This window comes from Actinomyces oris (assembly GCF_001553935.1).
Lineage (GTDB): Bacteria > Actinomycetota > Actinomycetes > Actinomycetales > Actinomycetaceae > Actinomyces > Actinomyces oris_A.
In genome coordinates this window covers 1,056,002-1,081,657 of the sequence record NZ_CP014232.1, presented here as the reverse complement: position 1 = coordinate 1,081,657, position 25,656 = coordinate 1,056,002, and the positions used below count along the sequence as shown (strand labels likewise).

17 protein-coding genes are annotated in these 25,656 nt (G+C 62.8%); 12 read left to right on the top strand and 5 right to left on the bottom strand.

Annotated elements, in window-relative coordinates; genetic code table 11:
• Positions 1-51: 51 nt before the first annotated feature.
• Positions 52-1,260 (bottom strand): PLP-dependent transferase, encoded by a 1,209-nt coding sequence (locus tag AXE84_RS04560; RefSeq protein WP_060957015.1) that lies wholly within the window; start codon positions 1,258-1,260, stop codon positions 52-54.
• 129 nt (positions 1,261-1,389) lie between these two features.
• A complete protein-coding gene (locus AXE84_RS04555) occupies positions 1,390-2,757 on the bottom strand; it encodes a MalY/PatB family protein (RefSeq protein ID WP_060957014.1) in 1,368 nt (455 codons plus the stop codon).
• Between the two features lie 603 nt (positions 2,758-3,360).
• On the opposite strand from AXE84_RS04555, the gene AXE84_RS04550 reads away from it, so the two are divergent.
• The 11 genes from AXE84_RS04550 to AXE84_RS04515 all read left to right on the top strand — a co-directional run bounded on the left by AXE84_RS04550 (position 3,361) and on the right by AXE84_RS04515 (position 20,841).
• Entirely contained in the window at positions 3,361-3,564 is a 204-nt protein-coding gene (locus AXE84_RS04550) for a hypothetical protein (RefSeq protein ID WP_060957013.1), read from the top strand.
• A 12-nt stretch (positions 3,565-3,576) separates the two neighbouring features.
• Positions 3,577-3,984 carry a PrgI family protein gene (locus AXE84_RS13505; protein ID WP_081093067.1) on the top strand — a complete coding sequence of 136 codons (408 nt, stop codon included), beginning with the start codon at positions 3,577-3,579 and terminating at the stop codon, positions 3,982-3,984.
• Positions 3,914-6,352, top strand: a complete 2,439-nt coding sequence (locus tag AXE84_RS04545) for a VirB4-like conjugal transfer ATPase, CD1110 family (RefSeq protein WP_236750149.1) — start codon at positions 3,914-3,916, stop codon at positions 6,350-6,352. The genes AXE84_RS13505 and AXE84_RS04545 overlap by 71 nt, the downstream gene beginning before the upstream one ends.
• 3 nt (positions 6,353-6,355) lie before the next feature.
• Positions 6,356-8,089 (top strand): CHAP domain-containing protein, encoded by a 1,734-nt coding sequence (locus AXE84_RS13450; protein WP_081093066.1) that lies wholly within the window; start codon positions 6,356-6,358, stop codon positions 8,087-8,089.
• A gap of 266 nt (positions 8,090-8,355) precedes the next feature.
• A complete protein-coding gene (locus AXE84_RS12840) occupies positions 8,356-8,706 on the top strand; it encodes a hypothetical protein (RefSeq protein WP_150116248.1) in 351 nt (116 codons plus the stop codon).
• 1,363 nt (positions 8,707-10,069) lie between these two features.
• Positions 10,070-10,867 carry a type IV secretion system protein gene (locus tag AXE84_RS04530; protein WP_167542039.1) on the top strand — a complete coding sequence of 266 codons (798 nt, stop codon included), beginning with the start codon at positions 10,070-10,072 and terminating at the stop codon, positions 10,865-10,867.
• A 421-nt stretch (positions 10,868-11,288) separates the two neighbouring features.
• The gene (locus tag AXE84_RS04525; RefSeq protein WP_081093065.1) at positions 11,289-14,810 is read left to right on the top strand and encodes a GAD-like domain-containing protein; all 3,522 of its coding nucleotides are present in this window, start codon (positions 11,289-11,291) and stop codon (positions 14,808-14,810) included.
• 72 nt (positions 14,811-14,882) lie between these two features.
• Positions 14,883-15,770, top strand: coding sequence for a GAD-like domain-containing protein (locus AXE84_RS04520; RefSeq protein ID WP_060957008.1), 888 nt, complete (start codon positions 14,883-14,885; stop codon positions 15,768-15,770).
• 89 nt (positions 15,771-15,859) lie between these two features.
• Positions 15,860-18,043, top strand: a complete 2,184-nt coding sequence (locus AXE84_RS13500) for a polymorphic toxin type 15 domain-containing protein (RefSeq protein ID WP_081093064.1) — start codon at positions 15,860-15,862, stop codon at positions 18,041-18,043.
• Positions 18,044-18,251: 208 nt separating this feature from the next.
• Positions 18,252-18,851 (top strand): hypothetical protein, encoded by a 600-nt coding sequence (locus AXE84_RS12835; protein WP_167542037.1) that lies wholly within the window; start codon positions 18,252-18,254, stop codon positions 18,849-18,851.
• Between the two features lie 73 nt (positions 18,852-18,924).
• Positions 18,925-20,841 carry a VirD4-like conjugal transfer protein, CD1115 family gene (locus AXE84_RS04515; RefSeq protein ID WP_236750148.1) on the top strand — a complete coding sequence of 639 codons (1,917 nt, stop codon included), beginning with the start codon at positions 18,925-18,927 and terminating at the stop codon, positions 20,839-20,841.
• A 163-nt stretch (positions 20,842-21,004) separates the two neighbouring features.
• Here the strand turns inward: AXE84_RS04515 and AXE84_RS04510 are convergent, their stop codons facing one another.
• The 3 genes from AXE84_RS04510 to AXE84_RS04500 form a co-directional block, all read right to left on the bottom strand.
• Positions 21,005-23,740 carry a heavy metal translocating P-type ATPase gene (locus AXE84_RS04510; RefSeq protein WP_060957007.1) on the bottom strand — a complete coding sequence of 912 codons (2,736 nt, stop codon included), beginning with the start codon at positions 23,738-23,740 and terminating at the stop codon, positions 21,005-21,007.
• A gap of 99 nt (positions 23,741-23,839) precedes the next feature.
• Positions 23,840-24,109 carry a heavy-metal-associated domain-containing protein gene (locus AXE84_RS04505; protein WP_003788344.1) on the bottom strand — a complete coding sequence of 90 codons (270 nt, stop codon included), beginning with the start codon at positions 24,107-24,109 and terminating at the stop codon, positions 23,840-23,842.
• An 84-nt stretch (positions 24,110-24,193) separates the two neighbouring features.
• The gene (locus AXE84_RS04500; RefSeq protein WP_010612815.1) at positions 24,194-24,475 is read right to left on the bottom strand and encodes a metal-sensitive transcriptional regulator; all 282 of its coding nucleotides are present in this window, start codon (positions 24,473-24,475) and stop codon (positions 24,194-24,196) included.
• Positions 24,476-24,620: 145 nt separating this feature from the next.
• Here AXE84_RS04500 and AXE84_RS12830 point away from each other — a divergent pair, with 145 nt between their 5' ends.
• Positions 24,621-25,622, top strand: a complete 1,002-nt coding sequence (locus tag AXE84_RS12830; protein ID WP_060957006.1) for a hypothetical protein — start codon at positions 24,621-24,623, stop codon at positions 25,620-25,622.
• The last annotated feature ends 34 nt before the right edge of the window (positions 25,623-25,656 follow it).

The window sequence follows — 25,656 nt, the reverse complement described above, 5'->3', positions numbered from 1 at the left end:
GGTAGCCCGACCCGGCGTCATCCCCACCCCCAGACGGGGCAGCACGCCCGTTCAGACCGTGGCGGCCTCGAAGGCCTGGGCCAGGTCCGCGATGAGGTCGTCGACGTGCTCGATGCCGACGCTCAGGCGCATGAGCCGGTCGGTCAGCCCGTAGGAGGCGCGCACCTCGACGGGCACGTCCGCGTGCGTCTGCACCGACGGGCACGTCACCAGCGACTCCACGCCGCCCAGGGACTCGGCGAAGGTGAACACCCGCACCGAGGCCAGGAAGCGGGCCACGTCCACAGACTCGGCCAGATCGAAGCTCACCATGCCCGAGTGCCCCGGATAGAGCACCCGCGTCACGTAGGGGCTCGAGCGCAGGAACTGCGCGATCGCGGTGGCGTTGGCCTCGTGGCGCTCCATGCGCAGCGCCAGGGTCTTCAGCCCGCGCAGCAGCAGAAAGCAGTCGAAGGGACCCAGCGTCGCCCCGGTCGTGTTGAGCCGGTAGTTCAGTCGCTCCGCCAGGGCGTCGTCGGCCACCACGGCCACGCCCGCCATGACGTCGTTGTGCCCGCCCAGGTACTTCGTGCCCGAGTGGACGACGACGTCGGCCCCCAGTTCCAGGGGCCGCTGCACCACCGGGGTGTAGAAGGTGTTGTCCACGACCAGCCTCGCCCCGGCGGTGTGGGCCAGCTCGGCCGCCTCGGGGATGGAGATCTCCTCCATCATCGGGTTCGTGGGGGTCTCGATGATGACCAGATCGGCCGGGTCGGCCAGGGCGCCGCGCAGCCCCTCCAGGCCCAGGACGAAGTCGACGCGCGCCGCCCCCTCCTCGGCCAGGACCTCCAGGAAGCGGAAGGAGCCGCCGTACAGGTCCCGCAGCGCCACGATCCGGCTGCCGTGCGGCGCCAGTGTACGGGTCACCAGCTCCAGGGCCGCCATCCCCGAGGACAGGGCGAAGGCCGCCGTCCCGCCCTCCAGGCGGGCCAGGGCGTCCTGCAGGACGTCGCGGGTGGGGCTGGCCGTGCGCGTGTAGTCGTAGCCCGTCGACTCGCCCAGGCCCGGGTGGCCGTAGGCGGTCGACAGGTGGATCGGCGTCGTGATCGCCCCCGTGGCCGGGTCGGTCCCGGTGCCCGAGCGCACCAGCAGCGTCTCCAGGCGGAGCTGTGGGTCCGGGACCGACGACGTCGGGTGGTGGTGGACGGGGAAGGTGCGGGCGGCCGGCGGCTGGGAACACTCGGTCTGAGCGGTGGGCTGGGGTGCGGATGGACTGGTCATGAGTGGTTTCTCCTCATGGGCGGGGGCGGCGGGAAGACATGATGACTGACGGGCGACGGCGGCGCAGTCGGTGACCGGTGACCGGACGCCGGCGGGCCTGCCTGTTCGGTGCGGCCCGGGCGAGCCGGTTCAGGCGGACAGGGTGGTGGAGCGGGCGGTCACGGCGACCACGGCCGCCTCCAACCGGTCCAGGGCGGCATCGAGGGTGGCGCGGGGGCAGGCGACGTTGATGCGGGTGAAGCCCTCGCCACCGGCCCCGAAGATCCGGCCGTCGTCGAGCCAGAGCCCGGCCTCGTTGAGCATGACCTCGTCGAGCTGCTCGGGCTCGAGCCCGGCAGCCTTCAGGAATCCCGAGCAGTCCAGCCACAGCAGGTAGGTGCCCTCGCAGGGGACGGCCTCGATCCCCTCGATCCGCTCCAGGCGCGCCTCGACATGGGCGCGGGCGGCCGAGATGTGCTCGCGCAGGGCATTGAGCCAGGCGTCCCCGCTCTCGTAGGCGGCCCGGCAGGCCGTCAGGCCCAGGGTATTGGGCTGGGAGTAGCCGGTGGTGGCCAGCTCGCGGCGGAAGGTCCTGCGCAGGCGGGCATCGGAGATGAGGATGTTGGCGACCTGTAGACCGGCGAGGTTGAAGGACTTCGACGGCGAGGTGCAGGTGATCGTGTGGGCGGCGGCCGCCTCGCTCAGGGAGGCGAAGGGCGTCGTCGTGAAACCCGGCAGGGCCAGGTCCGCGTGAATCTCATCGGCCACGACGACGACGCCATGGCGGGCCGTGACCTCCTCCAGTGCGGCGAGCTCCTCGCGGCTCCAGACCCGGCCGACCGGGTTGTGCGGATTGCACAGGAGCAGCAGGCGCGCGCCGGTCGCCTCAATGGTCGCCTCCAGGGCGTCCAGGTCGCGGCGGTAGACGCCGTCGGCGTCACGCACGAGGGGGACGGCGGCCACGGTGCGCTCGTTGACCTCGACGACGTCGCGGAAGGGGTAGTAGACGGGCTCCTCGATGAGGACCGCCTCGCCCGGCGCGGTCAGGGCCCGTACCGCCAGGGCCAGGGCCGGAACGACGCCGGGGGTCACGGTGTTCCACTCGGCCTCCACCTGCCAGCCGTAGCGGCGGGAGAACCAGCCGGTCAGGGCGGCGTTGTAGGCGTCGTCGGGCTCGGAGTAGCCGAAGATGCCGTGGCGGGTGCGCCACAGCAGGGCGCTGATGACCGCCGGTGCGGTGGCATGGTCCATGTCCGCCACCCACAGGGGCAGGACGTCCTCGGGGCGGCCGCGCTTGACGGCGGAGTCCCACTTGAGGCTGGCCGTGCCGCGGCGGTCGGGGACCGCGTCGAAGACGGCCGGGTCAACGGCGGGGGCGGTGAAGAAGGCGGAGCGGTCCGCCGAGGTGAGGGCGGCCGCGGGGGAGGAGGCGGTGAGCGCGTGGGGGGCCTCAAGGTCAGGGCGGGCCGGACATGCGGAGTCGGCGGAGCTGGAGACGGAGGTGAGGCGGGTATGCATGGCAAGGGGTCCTCTCGGGTGCCCTGGCGGGGGTGACGCGCGAGCGCAAGGCGCAGCTGTGGCGTCGAGCTCAGGGGTGGCCAGCGGCGGGCCGGCCGAGGTGGCGGGTTGCTGGAGGGATGAACACGGGGCGGTAGTGCCTCCGCGGAGTGCAACGAGCCGGTGTTGGACGGCTCGGACTCTCACCGTTACGTGATCAGACAGCGACGGCTGGCGCTGTCAGCGCATGCACATTCGACCCTCGCCAAGGGTGCGCACCATCATCGCGCGGGCCTGCGGCAGAGAAGTCATCACAGCCGAGATTCTAACGATCCGTTGGAGCGGAGCGCAAGCACGCCTTATGGTACACCGTGTCAAGTACGTGGACGCGTTCCTACCACATAGCAGAATATTGAGGATGCGCAATGGTGAGCGCGGATTTAGAGGTGGATACCTCTACCCCTGGATTCGGTGGACACGATGTCTCAGGTCTGCAACAATCTCATCGCCGTCAGATAACGGGCCGGCATACATGTGCCAGTAGTTCGTTTAGACGGGACATCGGACGAATGCGTCCACGAGAACATCCCTACCCCTTTCATCATGGATATATAGGAGCATCCCATGGATATGATGAGTCAGGCCCTCCAGCTTTTCGTGAAGTTCGCGACCATTGGAGGTGGCTTGTGGACCGTTTGGGGGGTTATCACGCTGGCGGGAGGCCTGCGTGACCACCAGGGTCCGCAGATTCAGTCTGGTGTTTGGCAGGCTGTTGGTGGCGGCCTGATTGTGGCTGCGGCGCAGCTCTTCTCGAATATCGCCCTGTAGCGTCAAAATACAATGGCGCTTGAAATCAAGGTATATCGGGAGATCACTGCCTACCAAGCGAAAGTTATGATGGGCATGTCATGGCGACAAATGGCGTGCTCAGCAATAGGAATTATTGTTGTCGGCGGAACATATGCCCTGTGCTTCTGGGCGGGGCAGTCCGATCTGGGATCCTGGATGGCCGCACTTCTGACCATGCCTTTTGTGGCGGTCGGTTGGGTGAGGCCAAAAGGTCTGCCTTTTGAGAAGTATGCGCGTTATTTCTGGAGGTACAAGTGGGACCCCCAGAAGCGACTGTATGCGCAGGACTCGGTGTTGTCGACAGAAATAGCCGCAGAAAGGTCAGCTAATGCTGTTCGCAACTCGAAAGCGCCAAAGCAGCGAGTCATCCGAGAACTCGAATGCGGAGGATGGCAGTAAGCCTGATCGGAAGGCTCGCAAGCAGAGTAAAAAGCGCCGCGAGAAGAATGATGTTCCTCGCCGTAAAAGGAACACCGCTCAGGCTGTCATCCAGTATGAGGCGATGGTCGAGAACGGCGTGTGCTCGCTTGGGGGGAACCAGTACTCCGTGACGCTGAAGCTGGCGGATATCGACTATCAGCTGGCTCCGGAAGAAGAGCAAGCCTCCTTGGTGGAGTCGTATGCACAGTTCGTCAACTCCTTTGATGCTGGGCAGAGCATTCAGTTGACGGTTATGAATCGTCAGCTTAATAAAGCTGAGCTGGCGCAGAGTGTCGAGTTCGCTCCTCGCGGTGATGGGCTGGATGCCTATCGGTGGGAATACAATGACCTGATTAACGCGAGGCTGGCATCCGGCCGCAACAACACTGTGACGGAAAAGTATGTCACCATCACGGTTGAAGCCGATGATTTTGAGCACGCCACCAACAAGCTGGCTCAGATATCATCAGATGCGATCGCGCAGCTGCGAGCTGTTGGTGGGTGTCGTGCAGAAAGAGTCTCTGGTGAAGACCGGATCCGGATTCTGCATGACATTCTGAGGCCGGGAGAGCCGTTTCGTTTCGAGTATACCGACCTGATCGGAACCAACCTCACCACGAAGGATATCGTCTCGCCGTGGGCAATCGATTTCTCAGGTGACGGGAACTCGATCTGTTTCACTGGTGAGAAGGACTCGTACTACCAGGTACTGTGTCTGCGCGACCTGCCCTCGTGGCTCTCTGATCGTCTCATGAAGGAGCTCTCTGAGATCAACTCGGAGCTGGCGATCTCGGTGCATTTCCGGCCTCTCGATCACGCAGAAGGTCTGGATCTGGTCAAGCGGCAGATCGCGGAAATGGACATGCAGCGCTCCAACGAGCTGCGAAAGGCCCGGAAGCAAGGAAATGGTGAGGAGTCGATTCCTCACGAGCTGGTGGCTTCGCATCAAGAGGCAGTCGATCTGCGTGATCAGCTCGAGTCGAGTAACGAGAAGTTGTTCACGACCACCATTGTCGTAGGGGTCGCTGGTGCGACGAAGGACGCGCTTGCGGAGGCCGTTGAAAAAGTGCGGGTCGCTGGACGTAAGCACTCATGCCCCTTTGAGACGTTGAAGTGGATGCAGGAGGATGGTTTGAATGCCGTTCTTCCGCTCGGCGTGTCTCGTCTACCGATTTACCGAACTCTGACAACGGCGGCAGTGGCTGTGATCGTTCCGTTTACAACGCAGGAGCTGCTGCACAAGGGCGGCCTCTTCTACGGGGTGAACGCAATTAGTCAGAACCTTGTGGTGGGATCACGCACATCCACGATGAATGGAAACTCCTTCATTCTCGGTACGAGTGGTGCAGGAAAGTCGCAGTTCGGAAAAGGCGAGATCATGCAGGTCTTCCTTGGACGTCCTAACGACGATCTTATTATTGTTGACGCTGAGCATGAGTATGCGCCCCTCGGGCAGGCCATCGGAGCCACGACTGTCGAGATCAGCGCAGGATCACGAGCATGCATCAATCCACTGCATATCGACAGAGACGCGCCGGCGGATGATGGGAGTCCCGTCAAGCTGAAGGCGGAGTTCATCCTTTCTCTCTGTGAAGTGCTTATTGGAGGAGTTAATGGGCTGAGTGCGCCTCAGCGCTCAATCATTGACCGCTGTGTGACGCGTATATACGGGCAGTTTTTCCAGGACAAGAGAATGGCTCCGCCAACTCTGTTCAACCTGTTCGACGAACTGCGGCGCCAGCCTGAGGAGGAGGCCAGGGCGGTTGCAACTGCTCTTGAGCTTTATGCGGCGGGATCGTTCTCGGGCTTCTCGCAGCAGACGAATGTGGACACGTCGAACCGTGCGATGATCTATGACATCTCTAAGCTCGGATCCGACATGAAGACGTTCGGTATGCTCGTGGTGCTGGAGCAGATTTGGGCACAGGCTCAGGTCAACCGCGCCAAGGGCAAGCGGACCTGGCTGTACCTGGATGAGTTCCACCTTCTTTTCAGTAACGACTACGCTGGCGCGTACTGTCAGATGATCTACAAGCGTGCCCGTAAGTACGGCCTTTTGCCGACCGGCCTGACGCAGAACATTGAAGAGCTGCTCATCAGTGAGCGTGCTCGTCTGATGCTCGCCAACTCGGACATTCTTGTGCTCCTGAACCAGACCCCTACGGATGCCCAGACTCTGCAGGAGCTCTTCAACTGGTCTGATAAGCACCGCTCCTATTTCCAGAACATCCCACCAGGGTGTGGGCTCTTGAAAATGGGGCCGGCGATGGTGCCTTTCGATTCGAGGATGCCAACAAGCTCCAAGTTGTACCAGCTGTACACAACTAAGTTCGGTGAAGGAGTGTAGGTCATGGCTAACGTTCGAGTCGACCTTCGTAATCGAGACGCTCAGTCACTGACGGAAGACAAGTTCTCAAGCGTCAATGTTGAGTCCCGTGGTTCTAGTGCTCTCACGTCGGCGCCGAGGGAGGCCAGGGCCACCTCCATCGATGGAGGCACAGGGAAGACCCCCAAGGATGGTGCTCCCGGTAGCGGAGGCGATGGCAAGGCTTCAGGCAGTAAGAAGAAGGAAACCCCTCAGAAGAAGGACGTAAAAAAGCCTTCCTCTAAACACGCCCCTAAGAAGTTCAGCGACGAAGTTCGTAGTTCTATACGTAATGGTACCAGGATTGCGACCAAGACCTCGATCGTAGCCAAGAAGGCCTTTGATCAGGTTGATAGTGTTACCTCTCCATTCGGTAGCGATGCGTCAATGGCGGATGTTGGCGGAAAGATCGCCAAGCAGAAAATGATGAGCGCGGCAGCTAAAACGCCGAGGACTGCGCTTACTAGTTATCGCATTGGAAAACGTGCCGTAAAGAAGTCCATCGAAGTTACTCCGAGAGTCGCTCGGATCACATCGAAGCAGGTCCAGAAGGCAGCACGGCTTACGTCGCGGGTTCGAAAGGCTGGACTCAAGAACTCGGCCAAAGCGGCCAGGAACAAGATTGCCAAGGTTAATGGCAAGGTTGCCGCAAGGGCTGCCAACAGGGCTGCGGCAGCGGCGTCGCGAGCGGTCGCACATCTGATTGCAAGGATCGTCGCAATCATAGCCGTGAAAGTGAGTGCTTTGCTCATTTTCATGTTACCCATCATCGCCGTCATTGTCGTGGTAGCCATCGTTCTGTCCTTTCTTCCTTCATGGCTCGGAGGCTATGAGGAGGAGCAGAAGTCAAAGGGGGGCGCGGCAGGAGTTGTTGCGGCTGGTATGGGCGATGACTATCCATACAAGGGGATGGGTTCGTCGTCAGCCAACCCGGATACAGGATACTTCTATGGAAACTGTACAGACTTTGCGATCTGGCGAGTCAATCGCGATGAAGGCGTGACAAAAAAACCGTGGAAGTATGTGAATGCCAATACGACTCCTGCTGGGGGTCATGGATATCAGTGGGGAAATGACTCTGCTCTGCCAGGTTGGGAAAAAGTGAGTAAACCTACTCCAGGTGACATTATTTCCTTCCAGCCCGGCGCTCAGGGGGGACGCTGGAACGCAAGTTTCGGACACGTCGCCTACGTGGCTCAGGTCGGTGCCGACGGCAGTATGGTGACGGAGAACTATGGAGATGCGGAATACTTTCTGGAGAACTACACACCTGATATGGTGAAGCAACTGGTGTCGTCCGGGCAGGCGGTCATCAAGCACAACCCTCACTCCAAATTAAAGGTTAAGACTGAGAACGGTGTGACGACGGTCGATAATGCACAGTATGCGGCGGCTGGTACAAGCGCTGGTGACGCTCAGGCGTACGCCAAGACGCAAATGAAAGCCTATGGCTGGGATGATAAGCAGTTCGCCTGTCTGGTAGAGCTGTGGAACCACGAGTCGGGATGGAACTACACTGCGGACAACCCGACGTCTGACGCCTATGGTATCCCACAGTCTCTACCCGGAGAGAAGATGGCGTCCGAGGGTGCCGACTGGGCCACTAACCCTCAAACCCAGATCAGATGGGGATTGAAGTATATTAAAGAGAGACCTGACTATGGCTCTCCGTGTGCGGCGTGGACGCTGTGGCAGCAGCGGGATCCTCACTGGTACTGAGAAGGTGATTCATCATGGATCGGCGACAGAAGCGTCTTGTGGCAACAATCATTGCGGTGTCGTTGTCGCTGGTTGGTGCCTTCGCTGGGGTAATCGTATGGTCGGCATCCCATCGAGGTGAGTCTGAGGCGAAGGCAAGCTCGGCTGCGACATCCCCAGTGCCGTCATCGGAGGCAATCCCGTCGCATTCTGCGACATCCTTACCGTCTCAGGTGGATGGCTATGCCTCAGAGTTTCGGCCGACGTCCGCTCAGAAGGAGCGCGCAGTGAGAGCCGTGAAGGCTGCAGCCCAGTGGTCACAGTCGGAGACGGAACAAGAGCGGTTCAAGCGATTGTCAAGTGAGTTTTCTGATGACGTCGCGAAGCAGGAGTCTGCTTGGGAGAAATTATACGGCAGCGTCGATAAAGCGCGTGTCACCGTAGACTCCACTGGCGATGCCAGCGTCACTTCGCATGACGGCAAGACCATGAAGCTGGGAGTGATGGTCACCTATACGGTACACATTCCTCATGGCAATGGCAGTGAAGTGGTGTCGTCAGGAACTCGCTTGTGGGTAGCCGAGCTCCCCCTATCGGGTGATGGAAAAGTAACGGGCTTGGAAGAGCCCAAGCTCTGAAGTCGGAACAGGACATTCACTATGAGACTCAACAGCGATCTTACTCCGCAGCAGTTGTGGACTATTGCGGCGGACAGTGAGCATCGGGATCGAGATGTTCTCGACGAGCTCGTCAGCCACCCCAACTCCTACCGCGCGCTCAGCGACTGGGCGTTAGCCGGTTTGGCTGTCGAGGATCCTAGGTCGCTGGATGTTCCGCCTCAGCCGGATGCTGTGGAGCCGGTGCAGAAACGAAAGCGACGCTTTCCGGGTCTCAAAGCGAAAATGCGTGGCGGTGGCAGCCAGTCCGGAGACGCAGCACCAACGTCGTTCTCACCGCCTGCGACGGGTCCGGGTGTGATGGGGCCTGGTCGCGTGGGTCCGGCCGGGCCGGGTCCGGGTGTATCGGGACCTGGCCGGGTAGAGGCGGCTGCGACGGGTTCGGGTGTGTCGGGTCCGGGTGTGATGGGGCCTGGTCGCGTGGAGCCGGGCCTGTCGGGTCCGGGTGTGATGGGGCCTGGTCGCGTGGAGCCGGCCCTGTCGGGTCCGGGTGTGATGGGGCCAGGCCGGGTGGAGCCAGCCGTGTCAGGTCCGGGTGTGATGGGGCCAGGCCGGATAGCGCCGACCTCGACGCAGGCAGCACACACCGGGCCTGGTCCGTCCCAAGCGATGAGTCGCACGCCGTACGGATCTGCGCCGTCACGTAAGACGGCGAACCGGCAGGTGACAACTGGGGACTCTGATCCTCAGACGGTGCCCATTGATGTTCAGAGTGAGTATCGCCGACGTCAAGAGCATCGGTCTCGCACAGGTGAACCACCCCGCAGCTTGTCACAGGACTCGGATTCCTCGGCCAACTTCTCCCATCTGCGATCGCCTGAAATTTCTCAGGCCTCCGAGAGTCATACTGCCCACGTGGGTCAAGCACCGTTTTCCCCAGATAGCACTACTCTCCAAGGCGGTAGCGGTGTTCCATCGCGATCTGGCATCTCGGATTGGGTCAGTGCCGGTGAGCGACTGAGTCAGAGTGTGCGATCTCCGGAGCCAACTGAGCCGCAAAGACGGATGGATTCTCATGATGTGCGTAACCTTCCTGCGACATGGAGTTCATCTCCCCCTCCAGGAACTCCTTTAACCCCGTCGGCTCCTAGGGATCGGCCTCAGCCCACTCACCCGCCAGTCGAGAATGGGCATAAGCATACGGGTTGGGCAGCTAAACCAGCACCCTATGGTGTTGTTGCGGCGCTTGCCGCACTGCAGGTGCTCACTGTACTGGCTCTGTTGTTGGTTGTGGTGTGGGGTCATTAGTCAATAATGCAAATGGAAGTCAGGTTCGTCGAAATGAAGTTGAGGTAGAGTTTCCATGGATGACATGATAATCTACATGTTTAAAAAGCTGTTTGAGTTCGACACAAGTGAGGCAACAGGACTTAAACAGACGCTATCGGAGTACAGCAATGAAACATACAATGTTGTCACGTCATTGCACAACACAGGCATCAAGCCGGTAGCGTCTGTGATCATTTCGATGCTACTGGTGCTAGAGTTGGCGAGGAATGCCAGCCGAATCGAAGCGGACCAGCAGCTCGGCGTTAAAATTATTGCGGCCACGATGTTTAAGTCAGTGCTCCTTGTGTGGGCTGCCCAGAACGCCATGATGTTTCTTGATGCAATTAATCAGGTCGTTCAGAGTGTCGCTAAAAATATAGAAGCGGCTCAAAAGTCGTTACCGCAGCTTCCTGACATTTCCGATAAAGTGTCCAATGCAGAGATGATGGACAAGGCGGGAATGGTGATGCTGCTCATTATTCCATTCATTGTCGCAATGGCTGCCGTCCTAGTTGTTAAGCTCATGGTGGTGCTGCGCTTTATTGAGCTATACATTATGACCGCATTCGCATCATTGCCGATTGCGTTCCTGGGGCACCCGGACACGAAGTCGATGGGTATCGGATACCTTCAAAAGTATGCCGCCGTCTCGATGCAAGCTGCCACATTAATGCTGGCGACTAAAATCTATTCGTACCTACCTGTGGTAAATGCGATTAATGTCGGTGAGCCTGACGATTCTCTGAGTGGGTGGATCGTTCAGAATTATGCGACGTTCCTTTTGGCGCCAGTGCTCTTGATAATGCTTGTGATGAGCAGCGGTAAGGTGGCCAAAGCGCTGGTTGGTCAGTGAGAACAGTGAATGTATGCAATGAGTTCTTTCAGAAGCAAAATTGATTTCTATGCAACTCTACTGACATCTCACCAACCTGCATCTCGGTGCTTCCGATGGTTGCTGGCCTATTTGGTTGTCTACCTACTTGCTACGTATGTTGTGGGGAGAGCGGCTGGAGACTGGCCGCGGTTTCTGGTTGGAGGAGTTGGAGTTTTAGGGATGGCTCCGTTTGTAAAGATCGTGGCGTCAAAGGGTCCTGAGGTGTCTGATGATGCAGACCAAGACAAGTAAAAAAAATCAGTGCGCGTATGCAGCGGTCGGTTCGGGAAGAATAATAATGAGGTTGGAAGGCGATCTGCGTTTTCTTGCCGCGGCAATCCCCCTCTGAAATGCGTTAGGGTTGGAGTGACTAGCGCGGTGCGGTGAAAGGTGAGTCCTCATGATTACGATCACGGTGAATCCCGACGGAAGTGGCCAACTTTCCGGTGAAGGGGGAGAACAGCGTGTCAATGCCGGGAGCGTATTCCAAGCACGTGAAGAGCTTCTGCGTCTCGTTGCGTCGATTGCCGCAAAGAAGGGGAGCAGCGTCACTGTAGCGGCCGTCGACGAGAACGGAACGCAGTACATTTCTGTCGACGCCTTCGGCGCAGTGACGCTACTTGATGAAACGTTGGTTGTCCAAGAGTATAATGAGCTGTTCGCCTCAGATCTGACAGTGGCGGGAGATGTTGAGCCTCCAGCCCTGCAGCCAGAGGAAGGTGCTTCAACGAGTGAGAATTCGTTGGTGTCAGAGATCGGTGGCTCTGTCGATTCGGTCGCTTACTCACGTCAATCTCCGTTCGTGGCAGAGCTTGAGGGGGACAGTCCGTTCAACTCGCGAGTGTCGAATATTGACGAAGGTGAAGGTGGTCCCGAATTTTCACATAACGACGGCGCCTATGAGATGGATTCGCAGCCTCCACGAATCTATCCGAAGCGAACTCGCGTAGCTCAAAGCGCCTCGTCACCGTATCGGGTTTTGTCTCCACAATCCGTATCGCCTGATGGCGATGAGCGACTATATGAAGATCCGGGTCGCCTATCCCATACCTCTGTTCCGAGTGAGCCCACGTCCAAGTCGACTCCGTCTAGCATTATCGACTACTCTTCCCTGCTGGGTGTCGATGGCCACAAGAGTAATGATTCTGACATTGACCCTGGTGCTGCTGGAGCTGACAGTGAGGCTGATCCGAGTAATGTGGGAGAGGGTGTCCCGGGCTCTGCATTCCGGATGGACCTTTCAGTGTTTGGTTTGCCAGGAATGGGAGAGAATACCGTGGGGCACGATGACGCACAGAGTAGTTTCCCCGATGCCTTTGTGGCATACGATGATGTTGAAGTACCTTCCATTTCCTCGTCGGGGCAACGTGCGGAACTTTCCGGTTTTGTGAGGGATGAGGATCTTGAGTGGGGTCCGGAGTGGATCGAGGAGCGTATCCGGGAGGACATGATTGAGTCGGTGGATCCGATGCCTCCTTTGGGTGTGGGTCGGGTGGTGCCGGAGGGGTACTTTGAGCGGTTTGGGGGTGTGTTTCCTGAGTCGGTTTTGTATATCTGGAGGCGTTTCGGGTTTGATGGTTTTGGGCAGGGGCGCTCGTGGATCACGGATCCGGTTGAGTGGGCCCCGGTGGTGGATGCCTGGCTGGAGGGGATCGAGCTGCCCTTCCCGGCTCAGCGCTGGCACTGCCTGACGCGCACTGCCTTGGGCACCATGCGTCTGTGGGGTGAGATCTCCGGGCCGGCACTGAAGGTCGACGTCATCGACGGGGCCATCTATCCCAACGCCTCTGCTGCTGAGGATATGACGGATCCGGTGGTCAGGGAGCGTAGCGGCTGCATCACCTTCACCGATCCGCTCGTTGATTTTGATGAGGATGAGGTGACGGGTCGGTCTTTGGCTGTGGAGGGGATTGAGCGTCTGGGGGTGCCTGGGGCTGACGAGGTGCTGGGGTTTGTGCCTGCGTTGAGCTTTGGTGGCCAGGTGAGCGCCGATCGGTTGAGTGTGCAGAAGGCTGTGCCCTACCTGCTGGGCCTGGCGCAGTCCACACCCAGGTACCTGGGGGTCGATCTCATGGCTGCCTGGGGCGGGGCGGCCACGCAGTTCCTCATCGACCAAGGAGCCATACCTGCCAACAGCACAAACACAGACACGTCCGGTGGTGCAAGCACTCCCAACACCCCCGGCGACCTCGAAGACCTTGGAAGTCCTGGTGGCCATGGTGGTTCCACTGGGCTTGGTGGCCAGGATGGTGCTGTTGGTTTTGCTAAAGATGACGATTTTGAGTGGGGTCCGGAGTGGATCGAGCAGCAGATCCAGGAGGAGTTACTCGACTTTCATAACATGCCTCCTTTGGGTGTGGGTCGGGTGATGCCGGAGGAATACTTTGAGCGGTTTGGGGGTGTGTTTCCTGAGTCGGTTTTGTATATCTGGAGGCGTTTCGGGTTTGATGGTTTTGGGCAGGGGAGATCGTGGATCACGGATCCGGTTGAGTGGGCTCCGGTGGTGGAGGCCTGGTTGGAGGGTGTTGAGCTGCCGTTCCCGCCTCAGCGCTGGCACTGCGTAGCACGTACCACCCTGGGGTGCATGCTTCTGTGGGGTGAGATTTCCGGCCCCGCACTGCATGTTGACGTCATCTCCGGGGAGATCTGCCCGGACTCGTTGGCTTCTAGGGACATGGCTGATTCGGTTCTCAGGCAGAGCATGGGCTGTAATATTTTCACCCGTCCGCTTATGGATCATGGAATGGATGGGGTGACGGGTCGGCCTTTGGTTGTGGAGGGGATTGAGCGTCTGGGGGTGCCTGGGGCTGACGAGGTGTTCGGGTTCGTGCCGCCGTTGAATTCCGGCGACCAGGTCAGCGCGGATCGGTTGAGTGTGCACAAGGCTGTGCCTTACCTGGTGGGGCTGGCGCAGTCCACGCCCAGGTACCTGGGGGTCGATCTCATCACTTTCTGGGCTGGGGCGGCCACCCAGTTTTTCGCCGACCAAGAAACCATACCCAACAGCACAGACGCCTCTGGCGACCTCCGTGGCCAGGATGGTCTCAATGGGCTTGGTGGCCAGGGTAATTCTGTTGGTTTTGTGAGGGATGAGGATCTTGAGTGGGGTCCGGAGTGGATTGAGCAGCAGATTCAGGAGGATCTGCTTGACTATCAGGGCATGCCTCCTTTGGGTGTGGGTCGGGTGGTGCCGGAGGAGTACTTTGAGCGGTTTGGGGGTGTGTTTCCTGAGTCTGTTTTGTATATCTGGAGGCGTTTCGGGTTTGATGGTTTTGGGCAGGGCCGCTCCTGGATCACCGATCCGGTTCAGTGGGCGCCGGTGGTGGACGCCTGGCTGGAGGGGATCGAGCTGCCTTTCCCTCCTCAGCGCTGGCACTGCGTGGCACGCACGACCCTGGGCACCATGCGTCTGTGGGGGGAGATCTCCGGGCCTGCGCTGAAGGTCGACGTCATTGACGGGGCCATCTACCCCAATGCCTCTGAGGCGCAGAAGATGACTGATCCGGTGGTCAGGGAGCGCAGCGGCTGCACTACCTTCACCAGCCCGACTGAGGACCTGGATGAGGATGAGGTGACGGGTCGGCCTTTGGCTGTGGAGGGGATTGAGCGTCTGGGGGTGCCTGGGGCTGACGAGGTGCTGGGGTTCGTTCCGCCGTTGAGCTTTGGTGGCCAGATCAGTGCGGATCGGTTGAGTGTGCAGAAGGCTGTGCCCTATCTGGTGGGGCTGGCGCAGTCCACGCCCAGGTACCTGGGCGTGGATCTCATGGCTGCCTGGGGCGGGGCCGCCACCCAGTTCCTCATCGACCAAGGAGCCATACCCAACAGCACAAGCACAGACACCTCCGGTGACCCCGACGGCCAGGATGGCCCTGGTGGCCCGGGTGGTCCTGCTGGTGCTGGTGGTTTTGGGGGTGGGTTGTGAGCGGCGGTGGCTGTGGTGTGTGTTGCGATGAATATTCTAGATGGTTTGCTGACTAGGGAAAGGATGTAGGTCATGGGTTTTGCCAGGGCTGAGAATCTTGAGTGGGGTCCGGAGTGGATTGAGGAGCGTATCCGGGAAGGGCTGCTGGGCTACCACAATATGCCTCCTTTGGGTGTGGGTCGGGTGGTGCCGGAGGAGTACTTTGAGCGGTTTGGGGGCGTGTTTCCTGAGTCGGTTCTGTATATCTGGAGGCGTTTCGGGTTTGATGGTTTTGGGCAGGGACGCTCCTGGATCACGGATCCTGTTGAGTGGGCGCCGGTGGTGGACGCCTGGCTGGAGGGGATCGAGCTGCCGTTCCCACCCCAGCGCTGGCACTGCGTGGCACGTACCGCCCTGGGGTACATGCTTCTGTGGGGGGAGATCTCCGGGCCGGCCGTGGACATCGACGTCATCAATGGTGAGATCTCCCCGAATGCCAATGAGGCGGAGAACATGACTGATCCGGTTGTCAGGGAGCGCAGCGGCTGCACTGTTTTCACCAGCCCGCTTGAGGATGTGTATGACGATGAGGTGTCGGGGCGGCCTTTGGCTGTGGAGGGGATTGAGCGTCTGGGGGTGCCGGGTGCTGACGAGGTATTCGGGTTTGTGCCGCCGTTGAGCTTTGGTGGCCAGATCCGTGGGGATCGGTTGAGTGTGCAGAAGGCTGTGCCCTACCTGGTGGGGCTGGCGCAGTCCACGCCCAGGTACCTGGGCGTGGATCTCATGGCTGCCTGGGGAGGGGCCGCCACCCAGTTCCTCATCGACCAAGGCGCCATACCCAACAGCACAAACACAGACACGTCCGGTGGTGGCGCAAGCACCCCCGGCGACTCTGACCCCCACAGTGGCCCCGACAGCCAGGATGGTCCTGGTGGCCCGGGTGGTCCTGCTGGTCCTGGTGGTTTTGGGGGTGGGTTGTGAGCGGCGGTGGCTCGCGTCGGCCTGCTCCCGGCCGGGACTCTGGTCGGGGTTCTGGTCGGGGTGCTGGTGGTGGTCTGGTGGCTGGGAACATGTTTACCCCGTGGTCTGCTGGGGGCCAGTCGGTGCTGGTGTGGGAGGGGCCTGCCGCCTTGAGGACGGCTGGTGCCCAGGTGGGGGCCGACCAGTGGTGTGACAAGGTGGACCCGGTGGTGGTGTCGTACCACACGGGTGGGAAGAATCGGTCCTCGAGTGGGTTGCCGCAGGAGATGACGCGTCAGCTTGATGGGCAGTTCACGGCTCTGAGCCTGATGAGTGCCAAGGAGATCCTGGCTGGTATGGCCACCTTCGACGAGCGCAAGCGCTCCCCAGCCAGCCACACCGCCATCCGCCAGAAGTTCCAGAAGAAGCTCGCCAAGGATCTGAAAGACCGTCATGGGTTTCCTGAGGATGTGGCGGGGTCGTGGGCTTCTCTGGCGATGAAGGAGCTGGCGGTGCTGCACAATCCTGATCAGCTGTTGTCTGGTCCGCAGGGGCCTTCCTTGGTGGGGGGTGTGGTGGCTCTGGGGGACCGGGCGACGAACTCGGCGGTGGGGGCGCAGACGGCTCAGGGTCCTAGGGAGCTGATTCGTGATGCGGCTCAGGCGGCGGTGGACGCGGGTCAGGGGGACCGGTTGCTGCAGATGCGGGTGGTGCTGACTGACTCCCCGAAGCTGTCTAGGGACCTGAACGAGAGGTTGGAGGCGTTGGAGCCGCGGAGCCTGGCTGAGCAGTGGGAGGCGGTCTCCCCTCGCGGGCCCCCACTGACCCCTCAGGTGCTGTCTGATCGTCTGGCCCAGGCCCTGGGCGGTGATGGTGGGCTGGAGGACCTCACCCGTGATGAGCTGCGGCAGGCCCTGACCCAACCACCAGGACCCACCCCAGACCACCCAGACACCCCCACCCCAGATGCACCCGCTCCAGACGGGCTGGACACACCAACCCCAGACGGACTGGGTACGGATGCCCCGGAGACGGGCGTACCCGATCGGGGTGCCCCGGGGGTGCCGGTTTCGACTCCGCAGGCGCCGGCTCCGGTGGAGCCGGTTGCCCGGCCCACGGACACCTCGCCCTCCATGTCGGCTCCAACCCCCGACCTCAACGCCCCAGACAGGAACCCCTTAGACAAGGCGGCCCCTGACAGGAGCGCCCCTGAGCAGAACGCCCCAGACAGGGCAGCCCCAGAGGTGAGCGCTCCTGAGCAGAGCGCCCCCGAGCAGAACCGGCCAGACAAGGGCACCCCAGACGGGCGCGCGCCGGGCGGGCCTGGTCGCAGTGCCCCGAACGCGGGTGCACCCGATGGGGGCACACCGAGCGGGCCTACCCAGGCGCAGGCGCCTGGGGCCGGGCGGACCACGCCGCCTTCTGCGCCGCCGGTGTCTGCGGAACCGCCGGCCCGCTCGCAGCGGGCTGCCTCGCCCACAACCCCCAAGCAACCAACCCAACCAGGTCAGCCGGGCAGGCCAGTTCAGCCAGGCCAGCCGGGACAGCCAGGTCGGCATAGCCAACCAGGCCGGCCGAGTGGTCAGCCGGGTAGGTCGGCCCAGCAGAACCAGCCAGGCCAACCGGGCCGGCCAGCACGGTCAGGGCAGCCGGTTCAGCCGAGCCGACCGGTTCAGCCGGGCCAGCCGGGCCGACCGGTTCAGCCGAGCCGGTCTGGTCGGTCGGGTGTGCCGGGTCGGGGTGCTGCTGGGGCGGGCACCTCAGGTGCCCCGGGGGCCAACGCCTGGCCTGAGGCCCCCTCGCGTATGCGGGCCGGCCAGGGAACAGGCACACCTCCTGCCCCGGCCCGGCCAGGACCCCAAGCCGGGCCCCAGACCCCAGCCGGGCCGGCACAGCCGGCGCCCCAGCGCAGCACCACCGCTCGCACCGCAGGAGACAGCACCCCCGGCCGTAGCACCAGTGGCCGCGTTGGTGGGCCCACCGCGGGGGACACCCCCAGTCGTCGTGCTGGTGGGCGCGGCACCAACACCACGCCCAGGACAACGCCCGGCTCCGCGTCCCGTTCCGGGTCTCGGTCCGCGTCTCGTTCGGCGTCGCGCTCGGCCGGTGCCACCGCCTCTGGCGCACGCGCGGCGTCCCAGGACCCGATCAAGGCCCGCAAGGCCCCCACCGGCGACTCCCAACGAGACGGTGCCATAGCCGGCATCTCCTCCAAGCTCGACAAGCTCCGCCAGAACAACCAGCAACGCCAACCCACCCAAGCCCCCACCCGCACCCACCACCCACGCCGATAAGCCTATTCTCCGGATCGACGACAGCGTTCACCTAGGTCAATTCACAGCCCCGGTGTCAACGAGTGAAGTAACATAACTGAACTGAGCCCAAGAATTACGAAAGGCGACCAGAAAATATTAAAATAACGGCCTACCAATACCAGCACATTCTGTTCCGTCACCATTAGTAGAGGTTGTTATGCTCGCAGATGACACAGCCAAAGCATCCGTGGATGTCACCATCAGGATGGTCAGAGGGGCGCCCCAGCTGCTCGCCCGTATTGGCCAGTTGACTCCTTCAAGCCTTCACAACATTGCCGGACTCGGACATAAAGGGGCGATGCTGGCGAACGCAAACTCCATCAGTAACGGAACAATTTCGCTTTCCCGGAAGCAAGCTCCGCTCGGGCGCGGCATGGGCGCCAAAGGGATGAGCAGATCGCTGTTCACAAAAATTCAGGCAGGCCTTCTTCAGCAGGGACTGAATATTGCTGCCAATATCGGAGGAGATGGCAGCGTCCAAGTAAGTATCAGCGCGAATAATCCTAGTTCCTTAATGAAGGGGCTATCAAGTCTCGGCGATATCCTCCGTGGTCGCAGCCAAAAGATTGGCGGCCCAAATTTGAACCCCAGAACTCCTCGTGGCATGAATCCCGGCATGCCGAAGCCGGCACTTTCCGGGCCGCTGAAGCACGTTGATGGTATTCCTCAGGCTCGCCAGAATGTGAACCGCAATAATGTGCCTGGAAATAAAGGGAGAAGATCGACGCCTGGTCTGGGCGCTCCTCAGGGCGCACCGATGAAGCCGCCGTCATTAGGGTCGCGCTGACAATCGCGTTCTACGGCAACTAAATTTCGGAGGAACAATAATGAGTAGAATTCGATATGTCATTCTCGCGTCAGTGACCCTGATTTCCTGGTGGGTTGGAGACAAGATATCCTGGCAGATACGAACTGACCGTTCCGCCGGGCGCACTCTCAGTGACGTGATGGACAGATTCTGGTTCGACCTCCAGAGTCCTTTTCACATCTCCTGGAATACGACCGATATGCTCGTCGGAGCGGGATTCGCTGCGGCGATCCTCATGATGTGGGCCTATCATGTGGGTGCCAGAAAAGCCACGCGCCCAGGGGAGGAGCACGGGTCAGCCAAATGGGCGAGCCCCAGAGACATTCGTCCTTACGTTGGGAATCGGTCGAATGATATTCTATTCACTCGTACTGAATCTTTGAGTCTCGATTCTCGGAAGACACAGCGAAACCTTAATGTCCTTGTCATTGGTAGCTCCGGTTCGGGTAAGTCGCGCTACTTCGTCATGCCTAATCTTCATCAGGGAAACACCTCCTACGTTGTGACGGACCCCAAAGGTGAAGTTCTCGCGGCAACGGGAAACAAACTCCTTGAGCTCGGGTATGAAATACGGTGCCTCAACCTTGTTGACTTCGCTCGATCTGACACTTTCAATCCTCTTGCGTACTTCAACCCTGACCAGGCGGAAGTCGACTGCGCCATTCTGACAGAGAACTTCATCACGAACACGACAGGAAAGAAGCCTTCCGATGGTGGCGATTTCTGGGAGAAGGCGGAAAGGGCCCTGCTCACCGCCCTCGTTGCGATGGTGTACTTCACCAAGGGTGAGAAGGGGACACTTCTTGATGTTGTCGAGCTTTTGTCGATGATGACAGCTTCTGAGCAAAATGAGGAAGCACTTAGCCCAGTCGACGAGCTGTTCCTTGCCACGAAGGAGTACATTGCCGATTGTGACAATAATCCAGACTCCGACCCGGACGGCAACAAGATAATCGAAGGTCTTCGGTTCGCATGCTCTCAGTACAATGTGTACACGCAGGGCGCTGGAGAGACCAAGAAGTCAGTGATCATCTCTCTGGGAGTGAGAATGGCACCCCTCCACATGGCGCCCATGCGGAGAATACTGGGATCAGATACGATCAAGGCGGATCAGATTGGAATGCGCCCGACGGCACTGTTCCTTGTGATCCCCGATACCCATCAGGCATTCAACTTCCTGGCGTCCATCTTCTATGAGACGTTCTTTGAGAAGAACATTTATATTGCGGATCATTCTGGTGGCCGACTCCCGGTTCCAGTGCAGTGCTACATGGATGAGTTCGCCAATATCGGAAAAATGCCCAGCTTTGAGCGTAAAATTGCCGTGATGCGCTCTCGTGGTATCTCCACCTCTGTCATCCTGCAGAACTACTCTCAGGGAAAAGCTCTCTATAAGGATGACTGGGAGACTATTGTCGGGAACTGTGACTCCCTGCTCTTCTTAGGAGGAAATGAGGGGTCCACAACCGAGTTCATCTCCAAGAGGCTGGGTAAGGAGACTATCACCCAGGAAGACAACTCGGATCAGCGAGGAGCTCAGGGATCCTGGTCCCGATCATATCGCTCGTCAGGTCGCGAGCTCATGACGGCAGATGAGATCTCTCGTCTGCCGGGCAACGAATGTCTTTACTTCCTGCGAGGCGTTCCTCCGTTCCGCTCGCGGAAGTTGGCGGCTCCGCCCGAGGGTTACTTCGAATACATGCCAGCAGAGGTTCCGCAAGCCCTGTCTCCGGAGGAGAACCTCCTTTTGGCCCCTTGGGAGAGCCGGCCTGAGCACAACGAGATCGACAGTCATGACGGTGAGTTCGCGGACGTAGTAGACGATCCCGAGCTTGCCGAGCTCGCTGCCATGAGTCCGTCGGATCTTGATGAGTTCGGCGGCGAAGGTGACGTCGAGATCACCGTCGTTCTGAGTGACGGACGGCAGGATCGGCAGGTCATTCACTTCAAGGATCTTGACGTCTTCTGACCTCACGTGAATGGCTCCCTGAGGCGGCCCACGTCCCGGCACCTCGTGGTTGCCGTTCTTCGTTCTCCCTGGCGCAGGCCCCTGGACAGGGGCGCCTGACTGTATGAGACCAGGCAGGGGCGGGATGCGGTCCCCGACGCCCATCCCGCACCCTGACCTGCGGTCAGCCGGCCCGGCGCAGCCGCAGGGAGTTGGTGACCACGATGACGCTGGAGGCGGCCATGGCGGCCCCCGCGATCATCGGGTTGAGCAGCCCGGCGGCCGCCAGCGGGATCGCGGCCACGTTGTAGGCAAAGGCCCAGAACAGGTTCTGACGGATGATCCGCAGGGTCGCCCGCGACACCCGCACCGCCGCCACCGCCGCATCCAGGTCCGTGCGCACCAGGGTGATGTCGGCGGCCTCGATGGCCACGTCCGCCCCCGAGCCCATGGCGAATCCCAGCCCCTGCGTGCCGGCCTGGGCCAGGGCGGCGGCGTCGTTGACCCCGTCACCCACCATGCCGACCACCGCGCCCTGGGCCTGCAGGTCGGCGACGACGTCGCGCTTGTCGGCGGGCAGCACCTCGGCGCGCACGTCGGCGGCCTCGATCCCCACCTGCGCCGCCACATGCTCAGCGGCCCGGGCATTGTCCCCGGTCAGCAGCACCGGCCGGATCCCCAGCTCGCGCAGCGCCGCCACCGCCGCCCGCGAGGAGGGCCGCACCGTGTCCCGCACCACGAGAACGGCTACCGCCTTTAGTGGCTGCGTATCGGGGGCCGCAGTGCCGGCGTCGTCGGTGCTGTCCGCGGCGGCCTCGTCCGGCGCCTCGGCGTCGGTGCTCGCGGCCTCACCGGCCCCGCCCACGGCCAGGACGACGGCGGTGGCCCCGGAGTCCTGGGCCTCCTCCACCGCGGAGCGCACCGCCTCGGGAACCTCAGCGCCCATCTCGCCGGCGAGCCAGTCCGGCCGGCCCACCGCGACCCGGCGCCCCTCCACCGTGGCGGAGACGCCCCGGCCCTCGTGGTTGGAGAAGTCGGCCGGCGTCGGCAGGTCGCCCAGTCGCTCGCGGGCGGCCGCCGTGATGGCGGTGGCCACCGGGTGCTCCGAGGCGGACTCGACCGCCCCGGCCAGGCGCAGCGCCTCATCCCCGAGCGGGCTCAGGCCCGCGGCGGAGTCTGCACTGGTATCTGCGCCGGTACCAGCGCCGGCGCCCACCTCCTGGCAGGCCTCAACCTCCAGGCTCATGCGCCCCTGGGTGACGGTGCCGGTCTTGTCCATGACCATCGTGTCCAGAGCCCGCGTCGACTCCAGCACCTCGGGGCCCTTGATGACCACGCCCAACTGGGCGGCCCGGCCCGAACCGACCAGCAACGCCGTCGGCGTGGCCAGCCCCAGCGCGCAGGGGCAGGCGATGACGAGCACGGCCACCGCCGCGGTGAAGGCCGCCTGCGGGCTGTGCCCGGTGAGCAGCCACCCCGCCAGGGTCGCGGCCGACAGCACCAGGACGATGGGCACGAACACCCCCGAAATCCGGTCCGCCAGGCGCTGGACGGGGGCCTTACCCGCCTGCGCAGCCGTCACCATCCGGCCGATCCGCGCCAGCGTCGTGCCCTCGCCCACGGCCGTGGCCCGCACCAGCAGGACGCCGGAGGTGTTGACGGTCGCCCCGGTGACGGTCTGTCCCGCCTCGACCTCGGTGGGCACGGACTCCCCGGTGAGCAGCGAGGCGTCCACGGCCGAGCGGCCCTCGACGACGACGCCGTCGGCGGCCACCTTCTCGCCGGGCCGCACGAGGAACAGGTCCCCGGCCGCCAGGTCCTCAACACTGATGCGCTCCTCGGTGCGGGTGGCCTCCGCGCGCGGCGAGCCGTCCTCGTCCAGGACGTCGACGGCGTCGCGGCTGCCCGACGGCGAGGTGAGGACGACTCGGGTCACCTCCTTGGCGCCCAGCTCCAGCAGGGCGCGCAGGGCGTCGCCGGAACGGTACTTGGCGCGCGCCTCCGCGTAGCGGCCCGCCAGGAGGAAGGTGGTCACCCAGGCGGCCGACTCGAAGTACATGTGGGCGGCATGCCCCTGGGAGCGGGGCAGCAGCTCCATGCTCATCCGCATGCCGATGTGCCCGGCCCCGCCGAGCACCAGCGCCCATAGGCTCCAGCCGGTCGCGGCGATCACCCCGAGGGACACGAGCGTGTCCATCGTGAAGGCCCCGTGGCGCAGCGCCCGGAAGGCCGCCTTGTGGAAGGGCCAGGCCCCCCAGACCGCCACCGGCAGCGCCATGAGCGCCACCGCCCACTGCCAGCCCGGCAGCTGGAGGGCCGGCACCATGGAGATCGCCATGATCGGCACCGACAGGATGAGGCAGTAGATGAGCCGCAGGCGCAGGTCGGCGGCCCGCTCCATATGCGAGGCGCCCAGGGACTTTGCCCCGCTCCCGGAGGCGGAGCGGGGGGAGGTGCCGGCGGGGCCGTTCGTGCTGTTGGTGCCGGCGGGGGCGCCCGGGCGCGTGGCCGGCGCCGCAGCCATGGACAGTGTCGCGCGGCCGCCTGTGCCCTTGGTGCCGCGTCCACCCTCGGCCGAACCGGGCGTGGACGGTCCCGACGCCGGCGCTGTCGACGCCGCCGACGCGGGCTCCCCGGCCGGTGACGCCTCCGATTGCGCCGACTCATCTGGTGAGGCGGAGTCCAGCAGGGTGCCGGTGTAGCCGGCGCGGGCGACCGTGGCCAGGAGGTCATCGACGCTCACTGCGCTTGGGGCGGTGACTCGGGCCGACTCGGTGGCGAGGTTGACCGAGGCGCTCACGCCGTCGAGCTTGTTCAGCTTCTTCTCCACCCGGGCCACGCAGCTGGCGCAGGTCATGCCTCCGATGGAGAGGTTGACGGTGCGCAGCTGCCCGCTGGATTCCTGGCTGGTCGTACTCATGGGAGCCTTCTGTGTCCGTTGTCGTCTGGTGCTGTCTGCTGGCGTCCGCTGCCGCCCGTCGGCACCCGGGCTTCGGGCGCCGACGGGGCATGTCCGGGCTCAGCGCTCGCGGTCGTCGCGCTCGACGGCGTCGAGCGTGTAGTCCCCGGCCTCGTCGATGGCCTCGGCCAGGGCGGCGTCGTCGAGGTGGATGTCGGAGAGCACGGTGACGGTGGACTGCCCGCCCTTGTTGAGCAGGACGGAGACGTCCTTGACGCCGTCGAGCGCCTCGAGCTCCTCGGTGACGTGGGCGACGCAGTGGCCGCAGGTGAGTCCGGAGACCTTGAGGGTGGTGGTGCGGTCGATACCGTCGGCGGTGAACTCAGTCATCTCTCACTCCTTGGGAAGTGTGTGCGGAAAACGGTTGGATCGGAACGGGAACCAGGTGGTTCGCCGCGAAGCGGGCCGTGACGCTCAGGACCGCACGAGCCGGGCGATGGCGTCGGAGGCCTCGCGGATCTTGGCGGTGCCCTCCTCGTCGCCGGCCTGGGCGGCGTGCAGGACGCAGTGGCTCATGTGGTCCTCCAGCAGGCCGAGGCTGACGGCCTGGAGGGCCTTGGTGGCGGCGGAGATCTGGGTGAGGACGTCGATGCAGTAGATGTCCTCCTCAACCATGCGGGAGATGCCCCGAACCTGCCCCTCGATGCGGCGCAGGCGCTTGAGGTAGTCCTCCTTGGATCCGGTGTAGCCGGCCATATCTCCTCCGTTGTCTCGGTCGGTATGAACCATACCCCTAGGGGTAGGGGTGTCAAATACCCCTGAGGGGTATGTGGTTGTTGGTGCTCGGCCGGATGGGCGCGGATCCGGGACATGGCGTCAGGGGACGTGGGATGCTCGTGCCATGACCGCTGTTGCCCATGCCTCCCCCGGCCCCGCCGACTCCGACGCGGCGCCCCAGATGCCAGATGACCCCGATCTCCAGGTCGCCCGGGACCCCAGGGCGGGCGCCGGGCGCCTCATGGTGCTGGCCGGCAACCGACCCGACCTGCGCGGTGTCATTGTGGACAACCCGGGCTGCTCCCCGGAGCTGCGTGCCTGGGTGAGCCGCATGGGGGGAGCCTCCGCCGGCCCTGGTGGCGGTCACGGTGGGCGTGGCGGACCTGAGGCCGCGGTGGCTCGGACGGGCGGCTCTGGAGGCGTCGACGACGCGGATGATGCGGTGTCGCTGGCGCCCACGGGCTGGGAGCCCTCCGACATCGGCCTGGGTGAGGACCCCTTCGGCTCCGTCCTGGGCGACCCGCTCATGGGCTCACCGCTGTTCGACGACGACAACGGCCCGGGCCGCGAGCCCGCCGACGCCGAGGCCACCGAGCCTGCCGGTGCGACCGGTCGCGACGACAGGGGCGGGCGGCATTTGTCGTCGAGCCGGCGTACGGCCAGGCCGCACACCGCCTCCGCCCATACCGCCTCCGCCCGCACCGCCTCGCGCACAGCCGCGGCCCGGGGCTCGCGGACCCCCGCCCCGCCCCCGCAGCGGCAGGCAGTGACGAGGCCTGAGCTGCCGGCTCCGATGCTGCCCGGACGCTTCGCGCCCGCGGCGCCCTACCCGGTGCCGGGGATCGCCGGGCCGGTCGGGGCCGCCCCGGGTCGCGTAGAGGCCGACCCCTGGGCCGTGAGAGGAGCGCCGGCCGGTGGTGGCCTGCCGACCGCACCTCCGCCGCCCTCCGGCCTCGCAGGCGCCCCCGGCGCCTCCTTCGGGATGGGGCGCTACAACGCCCCGACCTCCTCGCGCAGCGCCAGGAGGCCGGCGTCGTCCTCGCGGTCCAGCACGAGCCCGGCCAAGGTCATCGGCTGGATCCTCTTCGTCCTGCTGTTCATCGTCATCCGGGCCCTCAACGGCTGAGACGCGAGGGGCGCGAGGGTGCGGCCCCAGGGAG